Here is a 15,369-nt window from a genome sequence, read left to right as displayed (position 1 = left end):
GTCAGGCGACCGTCCCCTTCGGCGGCACGAAGCCGCCGGAGAGGGCGCGGATGCGTGCCACGAGCGCAGCGACGATCGGCTGGTGGTCGAATCGACCATAGCCGCCGTGCCGGAACGCGCGGGCCTCGAAGAACTCGCTGCCGCCGGCGCCGTCGTCGGGCACCCGTACCTGCTCAGCCATGGTTTGCTCCCGGTGGTCGGGTGGCCGACGCTACAACCGCCGGGCAACCCGGTCAGCCGCGGCGGAACGTCCGGCGGTAGGTGTCCGGGGGTACGCCGACGGTGCGCTGGAAGTGGCGGCGCAGCGTCGTCGCCGTACCCATGCCGGATGCCTCGGCGACGGCGTCGATGCCGTCGTCGGTGTTCTCCAGCAGCTCCTGCGCCCGCCGGATGCGCTGCGTGGCCAGCCACTGCGACGGCGTGGCGCCGGTCGCGGCGGTGAAGTGCCGGACCAGGTTGCGGGTGCTCATGGTGGCCTGGCGGGCGAGGTCGGCGACCGTCAGCGGGCGGTCCAGCCGCGCCATCGCCCAGGGGAGCAGCGCGGCGAGCGGGTGGTCCTCGCGGGCCGGGACCGGTGTGGTGACGTACTGGGCCTGGCCGCCCGCGCGGTGCGGCGGCACCACCAGGCGGCGGGCGACGGCGTTGGCGACTGTGGAGCCGTGGTCGCGGCGGATCAGGTGCAGGCACAGGTCGATCGCGGCGGCCTTGCCGGCGGAGGCGAGCACGTCACCGTTGTCCACGTAGAGCACGTCCGGGTCGACCTGGACGCGCGGGTAGCGGGCGGCGAGCGCGTCGGTGTGCGCCCAGTGGGTGGTGGCGCGCAGCCCGTCGAGGATGCCGGCGGCGGCGAGGACGAACGCGCCGGTGCAGAACGAGACCATCCGGGCGCCCGCCTCGTGCGCGGCGCGGACCGCGTCGACCAGGTCGGACGGCGGCTCGGCGTCGGTGTCCTCGATCGCCGGGACGATCACCGTGTGGGCGCGGGCCAGGTGGTCCAGCCCGTGGTCGGGCGTGACCGCGAACCGGCCGACGCCGACCGGGCCGGGACCGCAGACCACCAGGTCGTACCAGGGGTCGGCCAGGCCGGTCGGGTCGCGCACGAAGATCTCGCAGGCCGCCGCCAGCTCGAAGTGCAGCATCCCGTCGGTGGCGGCGAGCGCTATCAGGGTCATGTCCGAAACTGTACGGGCATTGGCGTTTGCGCCACTGTCCCGGCTCTCGAATTCCGGCGAGGATCATTCCAGTCGATCTTCGAGGGGGAATGTCATGCAGGTAGCGGTGTTCGGGGCGTACGGGCACACCGGACGGTTCGTGGTGGCGGAGCTGCGGGAGCGGGGATACGAGCCGCTGCCGGTGGGACGCGACGGCGGGAGGCTGTCAGCCGCGTTCCCGGGGGTGGAGCAGCGGGTGGCGTCGGTCGACGACCCGGCCTCGCTGGACCGGGCGCTGGCCGGGGCGGCGGCGGTGGTCAACTGCGCCGGGCCGTTCGCCTCGACCGCCGGCCCGCTGATCGAGGCCGCGTTGCGGGCCGGGATCCCCTACGTCGACGTGGCGGCCGAGATCGAGGCGAACCGGGACACGTTCGCGCACTACGCCGAGCGTGCCGAGGCCGCCGGAGTCGCGGTGGTGCCCGCCATGGCGTTCTTCGGCGGGCTCGGCGACCTGCTGGTCACCACCGCGATGGGGGACTGGACGACGGCCGACGAGGCGCACGTCGCGTACGGGCTGAGCAGCTGGCACCCGACGGCCGGGACGGTCGCCTCCGGCGTCGTCTCGCGCGAGCGCCGCGACGGCCGGCGGGTCCGCTTCACCGACGGGCGCCTGGTGTACGCCGACGGCGACCTGCCCCGGCGGGACTGGGAGTTCCCGGCGCCGCTCGGTGTCCGGCCGGTGCTCGGCGAGTTCACCATGGCCGACGTGGTGACGGTGCCGAGCCACCTGGACATCCCGGAGGTGTGCACGTACATGACCGCGAACGCGGCAGGGGATCTGGCCGCCGGGGAGGCGCCGGCCGCTGTGGACGAGCGTGGCCGGTCCGCGCAGACGTTCACCGTCGACGTGGTGGTGCGTTCGGGCGACGTCCGCCGGCGGGTGGTGGCCCACGGGCAGGACATCTACGCGATCAGCGCGCCGCTGGCGGTCGAGGCGGTCCACCGGATCCTGACCGGGCGGACCCGGGCGACCGGTGTCGCGTCGGCCGGCCGGATCTTCGACGCGCCGGACTTCCTGGGCGCGCTGTCGGCGCATCTCACCGTCGAGACGCCGTCGGCCGCCTGATGCCCCGTCGGCCTCCCGCATCCACGGCTACCGATTGACAATGTTTGGAATCCAAACTTACTCTCGCGCTGGGCGGGTGCGCGCCCCGCCTTCCCCGTCCACGCGCCCCACCCCACCACGAAGGAACCACCATGTTCCGCTCTCCCCGTACCGCCCGATTGCGGGTCGGCCTGGTCGCCGCGACCGCCGCGGCACTCGTGACAGGCACCGCCGTGATGGCGACGAACGCCCAGGCGGCGGCCGGCTGCCGCGTCACCTACACGACCGCCAGCCAGTGGCCCGGCGGCTTCACCGCGAACGTCGACGTGACCAACCTCGGTGACCCGATCAACGGCTGGAACCTGCGCTGGACGTTCCCGTCCGGCCAGCGGGTCACCCAGGCCTGGAGCGCCACAGTCACCTCCTCCGGCGCCGACGTCACCGCCACGAACGTCGGCTACAACGGCTCCATCGCCACCAACGGCAGCGTCTCGTTCGGCTTCAACGGCTCCTGGTCCGGCGCGAACACCGCGCCCACCGCGTTCTCGCTCAACGGTGTGGCCTGCACGGGCGGCGTCGGCGGGACCACCCCGCCGCCGCCGACCACTCCGCCCCCGACCACCCCGCCGCCCACCACGCCACCGCCCACGACCCCGCCGCCCGCAGGCAACGCCATGGCCGCCGTCGCCGCCATGCAGCCCGGCTGGAACCTCGGCAACTCCTTCGACGCGGTCGGCGCGGACGAGACCGCGTGGGGCAACCCGCGGGTCACCGAGGCGCTGCTCGACAACGTCCGGGCGCAGGGCTTCAACAGCATCCGCATCCCTGTGACCTGGAGCAACCACCACGGCGCCGCGCCGAACTACACGATCGACGCGGCCTGGCTGAACCGGGTACGCGAGGTGGTCGGCTGGGCGCTCGCCGACGGCTTCTACGTGGTGCTCAACATCCACCACGACTCGTGGCAGTGGATCAACACGATGCCCACCGACCGCGCAGGCGTGCTGAACCGCTACAACGCGCTCTGGACCCAGATCGCCGCCGCGTTCAAGGACTCCTCGCCGAAGCTGACCTTCGAGAGCGTCAACGAGCCGCAGTTCACCGGAAGCTCCGGCGACGCGCAGAACGCCACGCTCCTCAACGAGCTGAACACCTCGTTCCACCGCATCGTCCGTCAGTCCGGCGGGGGCAACGCCACCCGGCTGCTGGTCCTGCCGACCCTGCACACCTCCGCCGAGCAGGCCCGGGTGAACGAGCTGGTCAGCACGTTCAACACGCTCAACGACCCGAACCTGATCGCCACCGTGCACTTCTACGGGTACTGGCCGTTCAGCGTGAACGTCGCCGGCGGCACCCGGTTCGACGCGACGGTCCAGCAGGACCTGACCGACCAGTTCGACCGGGTCTACAACGCCTTCGTCACCCGCAACATCCCGGTGATCATCGGCGAGTACGGGCTGCTCGGCTTCGACCGCCACACCGGCACCATCGAGCAGGGCGAGAAGCTCAAGTTCTTCGAGTTCCTCGGCCACTACGCGCGTAGCCGCAAGCTGACCACCCAGCTCTGGGACAACGGCCAGCACTTCGACCGCACGTCGTTCGTGTGGAAGGACCCCGAGCTGTTCGCGCAGATCAAGTCGAGCTGGACGACCCGCTCCGGCACCGCGTCCAGCGACCAGGTGTACGTGCCGCGTACCGGCACGATCACCGCCAAGAGCCTGACGCTCAACCTGAACGGCACCACGTTCCAGGGGCTGCGCCAGGGCACCACCGACCTGGTGAACGGCACCGACTACACGGTCTCCGGCAGCACTCTGACGCTCACCGCGTCGGCGCTGACCCGGCTGGTCGGCTCCCGCGCGTACGGGGTGAACGCCAACCTCCAGGCCCGCTTCTCCGCGGGCGTGCCGTGGCGGATCAGCATCATCACGTACGACCCGCCGGTGCTGTCGAACGCCACGGGCACCACGGCGGCGTTCACGCTCCCGGCGCAGTTCCGCGGTGACCAGCTGGCCACGATGGAGGCGAAGTACGCCGACGGCAGCAACGCCGGGCCGCACAACTGGACCTCGTACAAGGAGTTCGACGTGACGTTCGCGCCGAACTACACCGGCAACACGATCGCGTTGAAGCCGGAGTTCTTCGCCGAGGTCAACGACGGCCAGCGGGTCACGCTGACGTTCCACTTCTGGAGCGGCACGAAGCTGACCTACTACGTGACCAAGTCCGGCAGCACCGTCACCGGCACGGTGAGCTGACCGCGACGGCACGGCTCGCGGCGGTGGGCGTCGACACCGCCGCGAGCCGTGCCCGGCACGAGTTTCCGCCGGACCGATGATTTCCGAGGTCGGCGCCGGTCGACAGAGGCATGAAGACGCTCACTCTCCAGACGCCCGAGGTCGACCTGGTCTACGACGTCCACGCCCCCGAGGCGGCCGAGGCCGGGCACCGCCCCTTGTTCATGATCGGCCAGCCGATGTGCGCCGACGGCTTCACCACGCTCGCGTCGTACTTCCCGGACCGCACAGTCATCACGTACGACCCGCGCGGGCTCGGCCGGAGCGTCCGCAAGGACGGCCGGAACGACTCACTGCCCGAGGTGCAGGCCCGGGACGTCCGCGACATCGTCGACGCCCTCGGCGTGGGCCCGGTCGACATGTTCGCCAGCAGCGGCGGCGCGGTGACCGCGCTCGCCCTGGTGGCCGCCTACCCGGACGTGGTGACCACGCTCGTGGCGCACGAGCCGCCGCTGGTCACGCTGCTCCCCGACGCCGAGGCGGCCGGACGGGCCATGGCCGCCTGCCAGGAGGCGTACCGGAAGAACGGCTGGGGTGCCGGCATGGCGGCGTTCATCGTCATGACGTCGTGGCGCGGCGAGTTCACCGACGACTACTTCGCCCAGCCCGCGCCCGATCCCGCCGCGTTCGGAATGCCGGCCGAGGACGACGGCAGCCGCGACGACCCGCTGCTCTCCGACCGGTCCGCGGCGGTCACCGTCTTCCGGCCGGACGCCGACGCGCTGCGCGCCGCGCCTACCCGGGTCGTGGTGGCGGTGGGCGAGGAGTCGGCGGACACCCTCACCGCGCGGACGTCGGTGGCCACCGCCGAGCTGCTCGGCGGACAGGCCGCGGTCTTCCCGAGCCACCACGGCGGGTTCCTCGGCGAGGGGATGGGCCACGCCGGGCAGCCGGAGGCGTTCGCGCGCCGGCTGCGGGAGATCCTCGACGCCTGACCGCGGCGTCGCCGCGTCGCGGATGCCCGCGACGGTCAGGCCCGGCGCACGTCGGTGACCATCGCCGGGTAGGGCCCGGCCGGTGTGCCGGGCCCGGCCTGGTCCGCGGGGACGACGTTCTCCATCCGCAGCCGCAGCGTGACCGGGTCGGCGGTGTCGAGGACGATCCGCCACCCCCAGCCGCCGCCGTACTCGGCGGTCAGCTCGACCGCCGCCCCGCCCGCCGCGCCGGTCAGCGTCATCGGGGTCGGCTGCTGGTGCCACGAGTCGCCCCACCAGGCGACGAGCGAGCCCGGCCGGTCGCCGGCGCCGACCACCAGCAGGCCGTCCTGCGGGCCGTCGTCGGGATGTTCCCACGAGTACGACGCGGTGGTCAGGTGCCCGCCGGCCGCGGTGGCGACTGTGAGCGCGGCCGGCGACTCGGCGAGCGGATCGGCGGGCATCAGCCGGAAGCCGTTGGTGCCTGCCCAGGACCCGGTGACGTCGGTGAGAACCATCGTCCCAGGATAGGAGCCAACCCCGACAGCGCACGCCCGCCGCGCGTGCGGCGCGGCCCGACCTCGGATCTCCGGCAGGACGGGGTCAGGCGGAGAAGTCGTCGTCGGCGTCGCGGGCGTCCGCCTGGATGTGCTCGCCGGGGCGCTTGCCCCGGATCTCATCCCGTTCGCGTACCCGGTCCGCTTCGGCGTGTTCGTCCTGGTTCAGGTCACCGAGCCGCGCCCGGGCCGGACCGGCCAGGTCCTCCAGGTCGTTCTTCGCGCGCTCGACGCTCATTGCCGCCTCCCCGGATCGTCGCGTGGCGGCCCTCGCCGCCTGCCGAGGCGCGTCCCCGCTGACCCGGCCGGCAAACCGCCGCCACCGGCCGGGCGCCCGCTCGCCGTGCGGTCATGCGGGCGGCAGGGCGGTGATCAGGTCCTCGGCGTGCCGCAGCGTGTCGGCCAGCGCGTCGCGCGATCCGTCGTCCAGCGGGATCGAGCGGGCCCGCCGCACCAGCTCCCGCGCGGACTCCGGCTCGTCGAGTTGCAGCGCCAGTTCCGCCCGGTAGACCAGCGCCTCCACCTGGACGGCCGGGTCGTCGGCGGCATCCGGGCGGGCAAGCGCGCCGTCGAGGATCCGCGCGGCCTGCTGGGGATTGCCGCGAGAGTCCGCCTGCACCACCGCGTTCTGCAGCGTACGGGCCAGCCCGCCCCTGTCGTCGGTCTCCGCGGTATCGCTCCGGCCGACGAACCGGATCCAGTTGCCGCCGGGGTCGACGATGCTGAACCCGAAGTGGCCCTCCTGGTTGCGGCGGGGCCGGGGCCGGGTCATCCGGGGCACGCCGGAGACGAGCACCTTGCCGTACGTGGCACGCAGGCCGTCGGTGAAGGCCCGGTGGATGTCGACCAGGTCGTCCACCACCACCAGGCAGGAGCCGTACGAGTCGGCGGGATCGAACTGCGGCATCCCGAAGAAGTGCAGATGGAGATCCTCCCGCCGCAGCGTCAGGTACGGGTTCGGGCGCTCCTGCCGGTACGTGATCTCGAAGCCGAGGGCCTGGTAGAAGGGCGCCACATCGTCCAGGGAGCGGCACGGCAGCAGCGGGATCGTCGTCTCGTTAGCCATGCTCCGAGCCTGGCGACCGAGGGCCGGCTCGTGCACATGGAAATGTCCGTTCGGCTTCTGGCGCCGTCCGAACGGACACGGGGGCCGGTCCGTAGTGGACCGGCCCCCGTGCGGGGTTTCGTTCGGGTCAGGGCTTCCAGGACCCGGCGGAACGGAAGCGGTGCTTGTATTCCACGACGCCGTTCTGGTCCTTGACGTCGAAGATGAGCTGGCCGCTGCGCTTGGAACCCTCGGGCAGGTTGTTGCCCGAGGTCATCAGCTTGCCGCAACCCGAGAAGGCGCCGCCGATGCCGCTCTCCTCGGTGCCGTCCGCAGCGACCCAGGTGAAGTAGAACGGGTTGATCGAGCCGGTGCCCTTGGTGATCTCGGCGGTCACGTCGGCGATCAGGAACATGCCGTTCTTCGGGCCGGGCATGACCTCGCTGCAGGCGGCGTTCCTGGTCCGGAAGTTGCCGACGGTGATCTCGATGGTGCCCCGGTCGTCGTTGACGACCAGCTTGTCGCCGGCCGGCATGTTGAACGTCTTGTCGTCGGTGTTGCCCGGCTGCGGCGTGCCGGTGGGAGCGCCCGTCGGGGTGTCACCTGTGGGCTGGCCGTAGGTGACGCCCGGGGTGGGCAGCGAGTCGATCGCCTCCTGGGTCTTCTTCGCGCCGCTGTAGATGGCGAAGATGCCGCCACCGCAGCACAGCAGCAGCAGGATCACCGCGATGATGCCGACAGTGATCCAGACGTTCTTGTTCGACTTCTTCGCCGGCGGTCCGAAGGGCGCTCCGGGCGGCGGCGGGTACGCGCCACCACCCGGCGGCGGGTAACCACCCGGGGGCGGGTAGCCACCCGGTTGCTGGTACTCGCCGCCCGGGGGCTGGTACGCCGCACCCGGCGGCTGGTACTCGGACCCCGGCGGCGGGTACGCACCGCCCGGCGGCTGGTACGCGGCACCCGGCGGCTGGTACTCGCTGCCCGGCGGCGGGTACGGCGCGCCCGAGACGGGCGGCTGCGGCGCGTCCGAGGGCGGCGGGTAGGGCGAGCCCGACGTCGGAGCGGGCGGTGGCGCGTACGGGTTGCCCGGCACCGGCGGCATCGGGGCGGTGGGGAACGCCTGCGTCGGCGGTTCCTGCGGCTGCTGGTTCGGGTCCGGTGACCCGGACGGAGGCTGAGGGTGGCTCACCGTACTCCTTGGGCGCCTTCGGGATTTTCAGTCGGAACGACGGTACAAGCCGGGCACAACCCGCCCGGCAGTGCCTCATCGACGAAGCAGGACGGCCGCGGTGCGGACCAGGTCGTCGTCCACGGCGAACCGTCCGGTCACCGCTGACGGTGGATCGGGCACCGGTGCGGCGGCGAGCCGGGCCGGGGCGATGGCGGCGTGGAAGGTGCCCGCCTCCGGGTCGAGCACGACGCGCGCGTCGGCGAAGCCCAGCCACGTGCCGACGAGCGGGTGCCAGACCTTGTAGACGGTCTCCTTCGCGCTGAACAACACGGTCGGCCAGGGCGTGCCGGGCGGCAGCCGGGCCAGGTCCGCCTCCTCGTCGGGGCGGCACACCTTCCGGCGTACCCCCGGGGAGAGCGGCCGGTAGCGCTCGGCGTCGATACCGACGGCGCGCACGTCGGCGGCGCGGGCGGCGGCCGCGGCGCAGTAGTCGCGGGTGTGGGTGATGGCGCCGACCACGCCGGGCGGCCAGATCGGGGCCCGGTCGGCGCCGGCCGGTACCGGCGTGGCGGGCAGGCCGAGCGCGCCGAGTGCCCGCCGGGCGCAGACCCGCCCGGCGGTGAAGTCTCGGCGCCGGCCGGGTACCGCGCGCTCACCCAGGGCGGCCAGCTCGGCCGGGAGCAGCTCACCGGCCCAGTCGGCCGCGTCGGCCACCGCCACGGCGACCTCGGCCGGGAGCAGATCACGCACGAGAGGTGGATGACGGGGACACGCGGTGAACGTACCGTAACGCTTGGGCGTGCCGCTGCGCTGAAGGAATGTTGCGGGGAGGCAACCGGTCCATCACCACCATTCCTGACTCGGAAGGAGCGGCCGATGACGCCTGGCGCGGAGGTTTCGGGAAGTACCGGCGGCGAGCACGTGCCGGTGACCCCCGACTGGACCTGCGGCTCGTGCGGTGACGACTGGCCCTGCGCCACGAAACGTCATCACCTGCTGCGCGAGTACCAGGTGGACCGGGCGTCGTTGAGCGTCTATCTCGGGTCCTGCCTCGCCGCGGCGACGCAGGATCTGCGCTCCGTGCCGGTCACCGCGCTCCAGGACCGGTTCATCGGCTGGGTGCCGCGCGGCCCGCGTATCGCCGAGGCGTGAGCGCGTCCGGTGGCCGCCGCGTCGGGTTCGCGGCGGCCACCGGCTGCGGTCCTCAGGGGCGGCGCGGCCGCCGGGTGAGCCCGAAGCCGACCACGCCGGCCACGGCGGCGAGCACGCCGCCCACAGTGGTCCACACCCAGCGCGATCCGGCCTCGGGGAGCCACCCGGTCAGGTCGGTCTCCTCGTCGGCCACCGGCTCGGGCGTCGGCTCGGCGCTGAGCACGGTGCCGGCCCTGGTGTTCGGCACCAGCGGCGCGGCCAGTTCGCCGTCGTCGCCGGACGCGCCGCCCTCGTCGGTCGCGCCGACGAGCATCTCCACGTCGATCGGCAGGCCGAGGTCGGGTTCCGGCAGATCGGTGACGGAGAGCCGGATGTAGTAGGTGCCGGGCAGCGGGTCGCCCGACCAGGGTTCGGCCCACGGCCGTACCCGGCGCAGCGTGCAGCCCAGCGCGACGCTCGTCGCCGACGCGCCGGCGGTCGGGGTCTGCGCGCCGGCGGTGCACGCCTGCCGGCGGCGCAGCCCGTCGAAGACGTCGACGGTCCAGGTGGACGCGCCGCTGCGTGGCTTCGGGAACGTGACGGTGGCGGTGACCTCGTGCACCTGCCCGGCGTCGGCGCGGAACGACCAGTACAGGTGGTCGCCGGTCGACGCGCCCACCTGCACCGGCTGGCCGGCGGTGACTGTGGTGGCGGTGAGGAACGAGGTGCCGGCCTTGGTCACCGTGGTCGCGCCCGGTGACGGGCTGGGCGCGGCCAGGGCCGCCGCCGGGGTGAGGGCGAGTCCGGCGGCGGTGATCGCCGCCGCGGAGCGGATCAGCGTACGCATGCTCAGTTCACCCTCCACGTGTGCACCCACCAGCGGGTGAGCAGTCCGGCGACCAGCCCGGTGAGCAGTCCGGCGAGCGCGAGCAGGAGCAGCAGCACCCAGCCGCGGCCCAGATCCGGCCCGTCCGGCGCGGGGGAGGCGGCCACCACGTCGACTGTCAGCTCCACCGGCATGCCGGGCCGGGCCTGGGTGCCGGGCTTGGCCGCGAACGAGTTGCTGACCACCAGGCAGACGGTCCGTACGGGCTGCTCCGCGCCGGCGCTCGGCTCCGGGCTCGGCCCGTCCTCCTCCTCCTCTTCGGCGGCCGACCAGCGCAGCCCGGCGGAGACCACGTCGGTGCGCCCGCTGCCGGCGTCGACGCCCCGGACCAGTTCCCGCCCGTCCGGCGCGGTGGCGCGCAGCAGCACGCCGTAGTCCGGGTTGACCGGCCGGTCCAGCGCGACGCTCACCGAGGCGCGCAGTTCCTGCCCGGGACGCACCGGCACCCGGTACCAGCGGTGCTCGGAGAACGCCTCCCGGTCGCTGTAGACGCCGGGGGCGAGCAGCGGCGCGCCCTCGCACGCCGTGCCGCCGCCGACCACAGCCGGAGCGGCGGTGTACGTGTCCCGGGCGCGGTCGACGAGCTGCTTGATCCGGCCGGTCAGCTCGTCGGCGCTCTGCGCGGCGGTGTAGGTGCCCCCGGTCGCGCCGGCGATGCAGAGCAGCTGCTTGCGTACCTTCTCGTCCGGCGCCAGGCCGAGCGTGTCGACCACCAGGCGGGTGCCCTGGGCGGCCAGCTCGCGGGCCACCTCGCACGGGTCGGGCGGCGCGCAGGTGTCCTCACCGTCGGTGATCAGCACGATCCGGCGGGCGGTGCTGCCGGTTCCCAGGTCCTGCGCGGCGGAGCGCAGGGCCAGCCCGACCGGTGTGAAACCGGTCGGCCGCAGCCCGGCCACGGCGGCCTTGGCCTGGGTACGGTCCACCGGGCCGACGGGCACGATCTGCTGGGTGTCCAGGCAGCCCTGCTTCTTGTCCTTGCCCCGGTAGGTGGCGCCGAGCACCCGGATGCCGAGCTGTGTCTCGTCCGGCAGGGCGTCGACCACCTCGTTGAACGCCTGCTGGGCGACGGAGATCCGGCTGCGGCCGTCGATGTCGCGGGCCCGCATCGATCCGCTGACGTCGAGGACCAGCTCGACCTTGGGTGGTTCGGCGACGGGCTCGGTGGTCTCGTCGTCGGCCCCGGCGGGGCTCGGCCCGATCAGCGCGGCCGCCGCCAGCAGTCCGATGAGGACGGCCGTCGATCGTCTCTTGTTGATCACCGGGCGAAGTGTAGTGAGATCCACATTGGAAGATCATCCGGGTCGGAGGTGCCCGCGGGAGGTCCGTCTCCGGCGTCCGCCGGGGCCGTCACGGTCGCGCTCGGCCACCCACCGTTAGCTGCACCATGTAAACCTTTCGGCCGGTGGTGCACTCGTCGGAAATCTGACCGGCCCGCACCCGTTGTGCCGTTGCCGGAGTGTGGTTAAGCTCTTTCTTGCGCGCCCCAATCGCCCGCTTCCCCCGTGGCAGGCGATCGGGGCGCGCTTTTTTGGCGCCCCGGCGCCGCGCAGTGCCCGGCGCCCCGCGTCAGATCCAGCGGCCGTCCAGCCACATCCGCGCCGACCAGTCCGCGTACGGCAGCACCCGGCCCACGAAGATCGGGTAGAAGTACGCGAAACAGAGCGCCACGAGCAACACGTACGCGCCCGCGATGATCCCGCCCACCAGCCGGCGGTCGTGGACCTGTTGCGGGTCCGGTGGCGCGGCCGTGTTCGTCACCGGCGCGGGGGTGGCGATCGCGCCGAGCACGTAGACCACCGCGAGCACCAGGAACGGCACCGCCGGCGCGGCGTAGAAGGAGAACATCGTCCGGCCGTCGAGGGCGAACCAGAACCAGGGCAGCAGGCCGGCGGCGGCGCTGAGCAGGATCGCGCCCGCCCGCCAGTCACGCCGGGCCAGCCCGAGCCAGGCGGTCGCGGCCAGCGCCGGCAGGAACGACCACCACAGCAGCGGCGTACCCAGCAGCAGCACCTCCGAGGCGCAGCTCGGTGCGCCGCAACTGCCGTCCCCGGACCAGTGGAACGCCACCGGGCGGCCGAGCAGCAGCCACTGCCAGGGCCAGGACTGGTACTTGTGCGGGTCGTCGAGCTGCGTGTGGAAGCCGTACGCCGCCTTGTGGTACTCCCACAGGTTGATCAGCGCGCCGATGATCGGGGTGTCGCTCAGCTCCGGGTTGTTCGGGTAGCGCTCCGCCAGGCGGTAGTAGCCGTCCTGGCCGAGCAGCCAGCCCGACCAGGTCGCCACGTAGGTCACGAGCATCAGCACACCCGCGGCGAGCAGCCACGGCAGTTCGTCGAGCACGGCGTCGCGCCACGGCCGGCGTACCCCGGACGAGCGGCGGACGCCCACCTCCCAGAGCAGCACCAGCAACGCGAACGCCGGTACGAAGTAGAGCGCGCTCCACTTCACCGAGCAGGCGCAGCCGAGCAGCACACCTGCTGCCAGCCGCCACCACGGCCAGTCCCGCCAGCCCGACGACGGACGGCCGGCCCGGCCCGGCTGTGTCGGGTCGAGCCCGCCCTCCAGCGCCCGCGCCCAGCGCCGCCGCCGGGCGTCCCGGTCGAGCACCAGCGCGCCGAACGCGGCGAGCACGAACAGCAGCAGGAAGATGTCGAGGATGGCCGTGCGGGACAGCACCAGGTGGTAGCCGTCGAGCGCGAGCAGCAGGCCGGCCGCGCAGCCGAGCACCGTGGAGCGGAACATCCGCCGCCCGATACGGACCAGCAGCAGCACCGACAGCGTGCCCGCCACCGCCGCTCCGAACCGCCAGCCGAACTCCGGCGAGGTGGTGATCAGGTGGCCCGGCACCGAGACGCCGCTGTCCGCGTCCTGGTAGCCGAAGGCCCACTCGCCGATGCCGATCATCCACTTGCCCAGCGGTGGATGCACCACGTACGAGGGGCCGTTGTCCTTGTAGTTCCACTCGAAGCCGCGGTCGATCAGCCCGTACGCGTCCTTGGCGTAGTAGGTCTCGTCGAAGATCTTCCCGGGCGGGAAGCTGAGCCCCACGAAGCGCAGGATCGCCGCGACGGCCACCACCACCGCTGTCGCCAGCCACGCCTGACCTCGACCGATGCGATCATCGACGGTGGCGAGCCGGCGCCGCACGGCGGCGGGAAGCCCGCGCCCGGCGCCGTCGCCCCGGTCGGTGGTGGAAGGGTCCGGGTTCGCGCTCTGTGCTGTCGACGCACTCGTCACCCGGCGATCGTAGGCTGCGAGGGTGCCCGGTGGCGTCTCTCGTCTCCGAAATTGGTACGACCGTCGATGAGGGAGCGCACGCCGTGGGGGAAATGTCCGAGGTAGGGCGGCTCGTGTTGCTCGGCGCGCCGCTCGGCAACCCGGCCGACGCGTCCGCCCGGTTCCGCGAGGTGCTGGCCGCCGCCGACGTGGTCGCCGCCGAGGACACCCGGCGGCTCACCCGGCTGGCCCGCGACCTGGACGTGACTGTGCCCGGCCGGATCGTCTCGTACTTCGAGGGCAACGAGGAGCGGCGTACCCCCGAGCTGGCCGAGGTGCTCGCCGCCGGCTACACGGTCGCGCTGGTCACCGACGGCGGCATGCCGAGCGTCTCCGACCCCGGCTACCGGCTGGTCCGGGCCGCACTGGACGCCGGTGTGCCGGTCACCGCCGCGCCCGGGCCGAGCGCGGTCACCACCGCGCTGGCACTGTCCGGGCTGCCCTGCGACAGGTTCTGCTTCGAGGGCTTCCTGCCGCGTACCCCCGGCGCCCGCCGCTCCCGGCTGCGCGCGCTCGCCGCCGAGGACCGCACGCTGGTGTTCTTCGAGGCGCCGCACCGCATCGCCGGTGCGCTCGCCGACCTGGCCGAGGCGTTCGGCAGGGACCGGCCCGCCGCGCTCTGCCGCGAGTTGACCAAGACCTACGAGGAGGTCGTCCGCCGGCCGCTCGGCGAACTGGCCGAGTGGGCCGCCGAGGGCGATCCGCGGGGCGAGATCACGCTCGTCGTTGCGGGCGCACCGGCCACGCCCGCGGTCCGGCCGGACGACGAGACGCTGCGCGCGGCGGTGGCCGAGCGCGAGGCGGCCGGGCTGTCCCGCCGGGACGCGATCACCGAGGTCGCCACCGCGTACGGGCTGCGGCGGCGCGAGGTGTACGCCGTCGTGCACAGCTGAAAGGAAGGGCCCCTTCTTAACGCCTGCGGTAGAGGAAGGGCCCCCTCTTAACGCCTCACCTCACCAGGCGGCGGCCAGGAAGCCGACGGTGATCAGCAGCGGGCCGGCCAGCGCCAGGCCGACCGCCCAGCGCCGCTGCCGTTCGTCCGCGAGCCGGGTCGCCCCGGTCCACCTGGCGATCCCGGCGGCGCAGCCGGCCACCAGGGCCAGCCCCAGCAGCCAGCGCAGGTGCCGTCCCACCCCGGTGTCCGCGTAGGCGGTTGACCCGTCCGGCCCGGTCATCCGCGCCCGCAGCGAACTGCCGGTGTCGGTGCGCCCGGCCGGTACGCCGCTGACCCGTACCCCGTGGGCCTGGAACCGGTCGCCGTCGGCGGAGAAGATGCCCCGGCAGCGCTGGGTGAGCCCGCCGCCCGCGCACTGCGTGATCATCACGGTGCCGCCGGTCGAGTGCCCCACCGCCAGCCAGAACGGCCCGGCGCTCACCCAGGCGAAGAACGCGGCGAGCAGGCTCAGCGTCAGCAGCACGGCCAGCCCGGCGGGCGGGCTCGGCGGCGCGGCCGGGCGGGCGCGTTCCCGTCGCGCCGAGGGGCGGCCCGGACGTGGGCGCGGCTCGTCGCGCAGCGGCGTGCCGTCCCAGTGCACCTCCTCGATCGGTGCCCAGCCGCCGGACGGGGCGGCCTCGCGCTGCCAGCGCGGCTGGCGTACCGGCACCCGGCTCGGCACCGCGTCCACCGGCGCTCCGGTGGTCGGCTCCACCTCCACCGGCGGGTCCGCCGGGTCGAGCCGTGGCTGGGGAGCGACGGGCCCGCCGGGCGGCGTGGGCCGCGCCGCCCGCCGCGTGGCGGCCGCCGACGGCTCGGGCGCCGCTGGTCTGCTGGTCACGATGTTCATTTCACACCGGTACGTCTGGCTTGTCGGGCAGCTCACGCCGCGTGTCGGCGAC

Annotated in this window: 16 protein-coding genes; 5 read left to right on the top strand and 11 right to left on the bottom strand. The window is 73.4% G+C overall.

Annotation, left to right across the window (positions count from 1 at the left end; genetic code table 11):
* Position 1: 1 nt before the first annotated feature.
* Both FB455_RS19575 and FB455_RS19570 read right to left on the bottom strand, forming a co-directional pair.
* Positions 2 to 181: a hypothetical protein gene (locus FB455_RS19575; protein WP_114919417.1), complete on the bottom strand. Its 180-nt coding sequence runs from the start codon at positions 179 to 181 to the stop codon at positions 2 to 4.
* 52 nt (positions 182 to 233) lie between these two features.
* Complete coding sequence (locus FB455_RS19570) at positions 234 to 1,172, bottom strand: helix-turn-helix domain-containing protein (RefSeq protein ID WP_030274057.1); 939 nt, start codon at positions 1,170 to 1,172, stop codon at positions 234 to 236.
* Between the two features lie 94 nt (positions 1,173 to 1,266).
* On the opposite strand from FB455_RS19570, the gene FB455_RS19565 reads away from it, so the two are divergent.
* The 3 genes from FB455_RS19565 (at position 1,267) to FB455_RS19555 (ending at position 5,488) form a co-directional block, all read left to right on the top strand.
* A complete protein-coding gene (locus FB455_RS19565) occupies positions 1,267 to 2,277 on the top strand; it encodes a saccharopine dehydrogenase NADP-binding domain-containing protein (RefSeq protein WP_145754474.1) in 1,011 nt (336 codons plus the stop codon).
* A 131-nt stretch (positions 2,278 to 2,408) separates the two neighbouring features.
* The gene (locus FB455_RS19560) at positions 2,409 to 4,514 is read left to right on the top strand and encodes a cellulase family glycosylhydrolase (protein WP_145754470.1); all 2,106 of its coding nucleotides are present in this window, start codon (positions 2,409 to 2,411) and stop codon (positions 4,512 to 4,514) included.
* A 110-nt stretch (positions 4,515 to 4,624) separates the two neighbouring features.
* Positions 4,625 to 5,488: an alpha/beta fold hydrolase gene (locus FB455_RS19555; protein WP_030274063.1), complete on the top strand. Its 864-nt coding sequence runs from the start codon at positions 4,625 to 4,627 to the stop codon at positions 5,486 to 5,488.
* 35 nt (positions 5,489 to 5,523) lie between these two features.
* On the opposite strand, the gene FB455_RS19550 is transcribed toward FB455_RS19555, so the two are convergent.
* From FB455_RS19550 to FB455_RS19530, 5 genes are all read right to left on the bottom strand, one after another.
* On the bottom strand, positions 5,524 to 5,985 hold the full coding sequence (locus FB455_RS19550) for a hypothetical protein (RefSeq protein ID WP_145754467.1): 462 nt from the start codon (positions 5,983 to 5,985) through the stop codon (positions 5,524 to 5,526).
* 85 nt (positions 5,986 to 6,070) lie between these two features.
* Positions 6,071 to 6,262, bottom strand: coding sequence for a hypothetical protein (locus FB455_RS19545; RefSeq protein WP_047890737.1), 192 nt, complete (start codon positions 6,260 to 6,262; stop codon positions 6,071 to 6,073).
* A 111-nt stretch (positions 6,263 to 6,373) separates the two neighbouring features.
* Entirely contained in the window at positions 6,374 to 7,090 is a 717-nt protein-coding gene (locus tag FB455_RS19540; protein ID WP_145754465.1) for a VOC family protein, read from the bottom strand.
* Between the two features lie 127 nt (positions 7,091 to 7,217).
* Positions 7,218 to 8,258, bottom strand: a complete 1,041-nt coding sequence (locus FB455_RS19535) for a hypothetical protein (protein ID WP_145754462.1) — start codon at positions 8,256 to 8,258, stop codon at positions 7,218 to 7,220.
* Between the two features lie 75 nt (positions 8,259 to 8,333).
* Positions 8,334 to 8,990: a 4'-phosphopantetheinyl transferase family protein gene (locus FB455_RS19530; RefSeq protein ID WP_041798787.1), complete on the bottom strand. Its 657-nt coding sequence runs from the start codon at positions 8,988 to 8,990 to the stop codon at positions 8,334 to 8,336.
* A 126-nt stretch (positions 8,991 to 9,116) separates the two neighbouring features.
* On the opposite strand from FB455_RS19530, the gene FB455_RS19525 reads away from it, so the two are divergent.
* Complete coding sequence (locus FB455_RS19525) at positions 9,117 to 9,392, top strand: hypothetical protein (RefSeq protein WP_013283937.1); 276 nt, start codon at positions 9,117 to 9,119, stop codon at positions 9,390 to 9,392.
* Positions 9,393 to 9,444: 52 nt separating this feature from the next.
* On the opposite strand, the gene FB455_RS19520 is transcribed toward FB455_RS19525, so the two are convergent.
* The 3 genes from FB455_RS19520 to FB455_RS19510 form a co-directional block, all read right to left on the bottom strand.
* Complete coding sequence (locus tag FB455_RS19520; RefSeq protein WP_013283938.1) at positions 9,445 to 10,218, bottom strand: hypothetical protein; 774 nt, start codon at positions 10,216 to 10,218, stop codon at positions 9,445 to 9,447.
* A 2-nt stretch (positions 10,219 to 10,220) separates the two neighbouring features.
* Complete coding sequence (locus FB455_RS19515) at positions 10,221 to 11,516, bottom strand: VWA domain-containing protein (RefSeq protein WP_145754459.1); 1,296 nt, start codon at positions 11,514 to 11,516, stop codon at positions 10,221 to 10,223.
* Positions 11,517 to 11,823: 307 nt separating this feature from the next.
* Entirely contained in the window at positions 11,824 to 13,494 is a 1,671-nt protein-coding gene (locus tag FB455_RS19510; protein WP_091330240.1) for a dolichyl-phosphate-mannose--protein mannosyltransferase, read from the bottom strand.
* Positions 13,495 to 13,586: 92 nt separating this feature from the next.
* Here FB455_RS19510 and rsmI point away from each other — a divergent pair, with 92 nt between their 5' ends.
* Positions 13,587 to 14,426: a 16S rRNA (cytidine(1402)-2'-O)-methyltransferase gene (gene rsmI, locus FB455_RS19505; RefSeq protein WP_047890730.1), complete on the top strand. Its 840-nt coding sequence runs from the start codon at positions 13,587 to 13,589 to the stop codon at positions 14,424 to 14,426.
* A gap of 60 nt (positions 14,427 to 14,486) precedes the next feature.
* On the opposite strand, the gene FB455_RS19500 is transcribed toward rsmI, so the two are convergent.
* Positions 14,487 to 15,317 (bottom strand): hypothetical protein, encoded by an 831-nt coding sequence (locus tag FB455_RS19500; RefSeq protein WP_486481554.1) that lies wholly within the window; start codon positions 15,315 to 15,317, stop codon positions 14,487 to 14,489.
* Between the last annotated feature and the right edge of the window lie 52 nt (positions 15,318 to 15,369).

This window comes from Micromonospora sp. CNZ296, from assembly GCF_007827635.1.
Note: the sequence above shows the minus strand (reverse complement) of the source record. Positions and strands in the feature narration are given on the sequence as shown.

Bases quoted from the DNA above. Each gene is read 5' to 3' on its own strand.
- FB455_RS19575 (WP_114919417.1), bottom strand. From the start codon at position 181: ATGGCTGAGCAGGTACGGGTGCCCGACGACGGCGCCGGCGGCAGCGAG.
- FB455_RS19570 (WP_030274057.1), bottom strand. From the start codon at position 1,172: ATGACCCTGATAGCGCTCGCCGCCACCGACGGGATGCTGCACTTCGAG.
- FB455_RS19565 (WP_145754474.1), top strand. From the start codon at position 1,267: ATGCAGGTAGCGGTGTTCGGGGCGTACGGGCACACCGGACGGTTCGTG.
- FB455_RS19560 (WP_145754470.1), top strand. From the start codon at position 2,409: ATGTTCCGCTCTCCCCGTACCGCCCGATTGCGGGTCGGCCTGGTCGCC.
- FB455_RS19555 (WP_030274063.1), top strand. From the start codon at position 4,625: ATGAAGACGCTCACTCTCCAGACGCCCGAGGTCGACCTGGTCTACGAC.
- FB455_RS19550 (WP_145754467.1), bottom strand. From the start codon at position 5,985: ATGGTTCTCACCGACGTCACCGGGTCCTGGGCAGGCACCAACGGCTTC.
- FB455_RS19545 (WP_047890737.1), bottom strand. From the start codon at position 6,262: ATGAGCGTCGAGCGCGCGAAGAACGACCTGGAGGACCTGGCCGGTCCG.
- FB455_RS19540 (WP_145754465.1), bottom strand. From the start codon at position 7,090: ATGGCTAACGAGACGACGATCCCGCTGCTGCCGTGCCGCTCCCTGGAC.
- FB455_RS19525 (WP_013283937.1), top strand. From the start codon at position 9,117: ATGACGCCTGGCGCGGAGGTTTCGGGAAGTACCGGCGGCGAGCACGTG.
- FB455_RS19520 (WP_013283938.1), bottom strand. From the start codon at position 10,218: ATGCGTACGCTGATCCGCTCCGCGGCGGCGATCACCGCCGCCGGACTC.
- rsmI (WP_047890730.1), top strand. From the start codon at position 13,587: ATGTCCGAGGTAGGGCGGCTCGTGTTGCTCGGCGCGCCGCTCGGCAAC.
- FB455_RS19500 (WP_486481554.1), bottom strand. From the start codon at position 15,317: ATGAACATCGTGACCAGCAGACCAGCGGCGCCCGAGCCGTCGGCGGCC.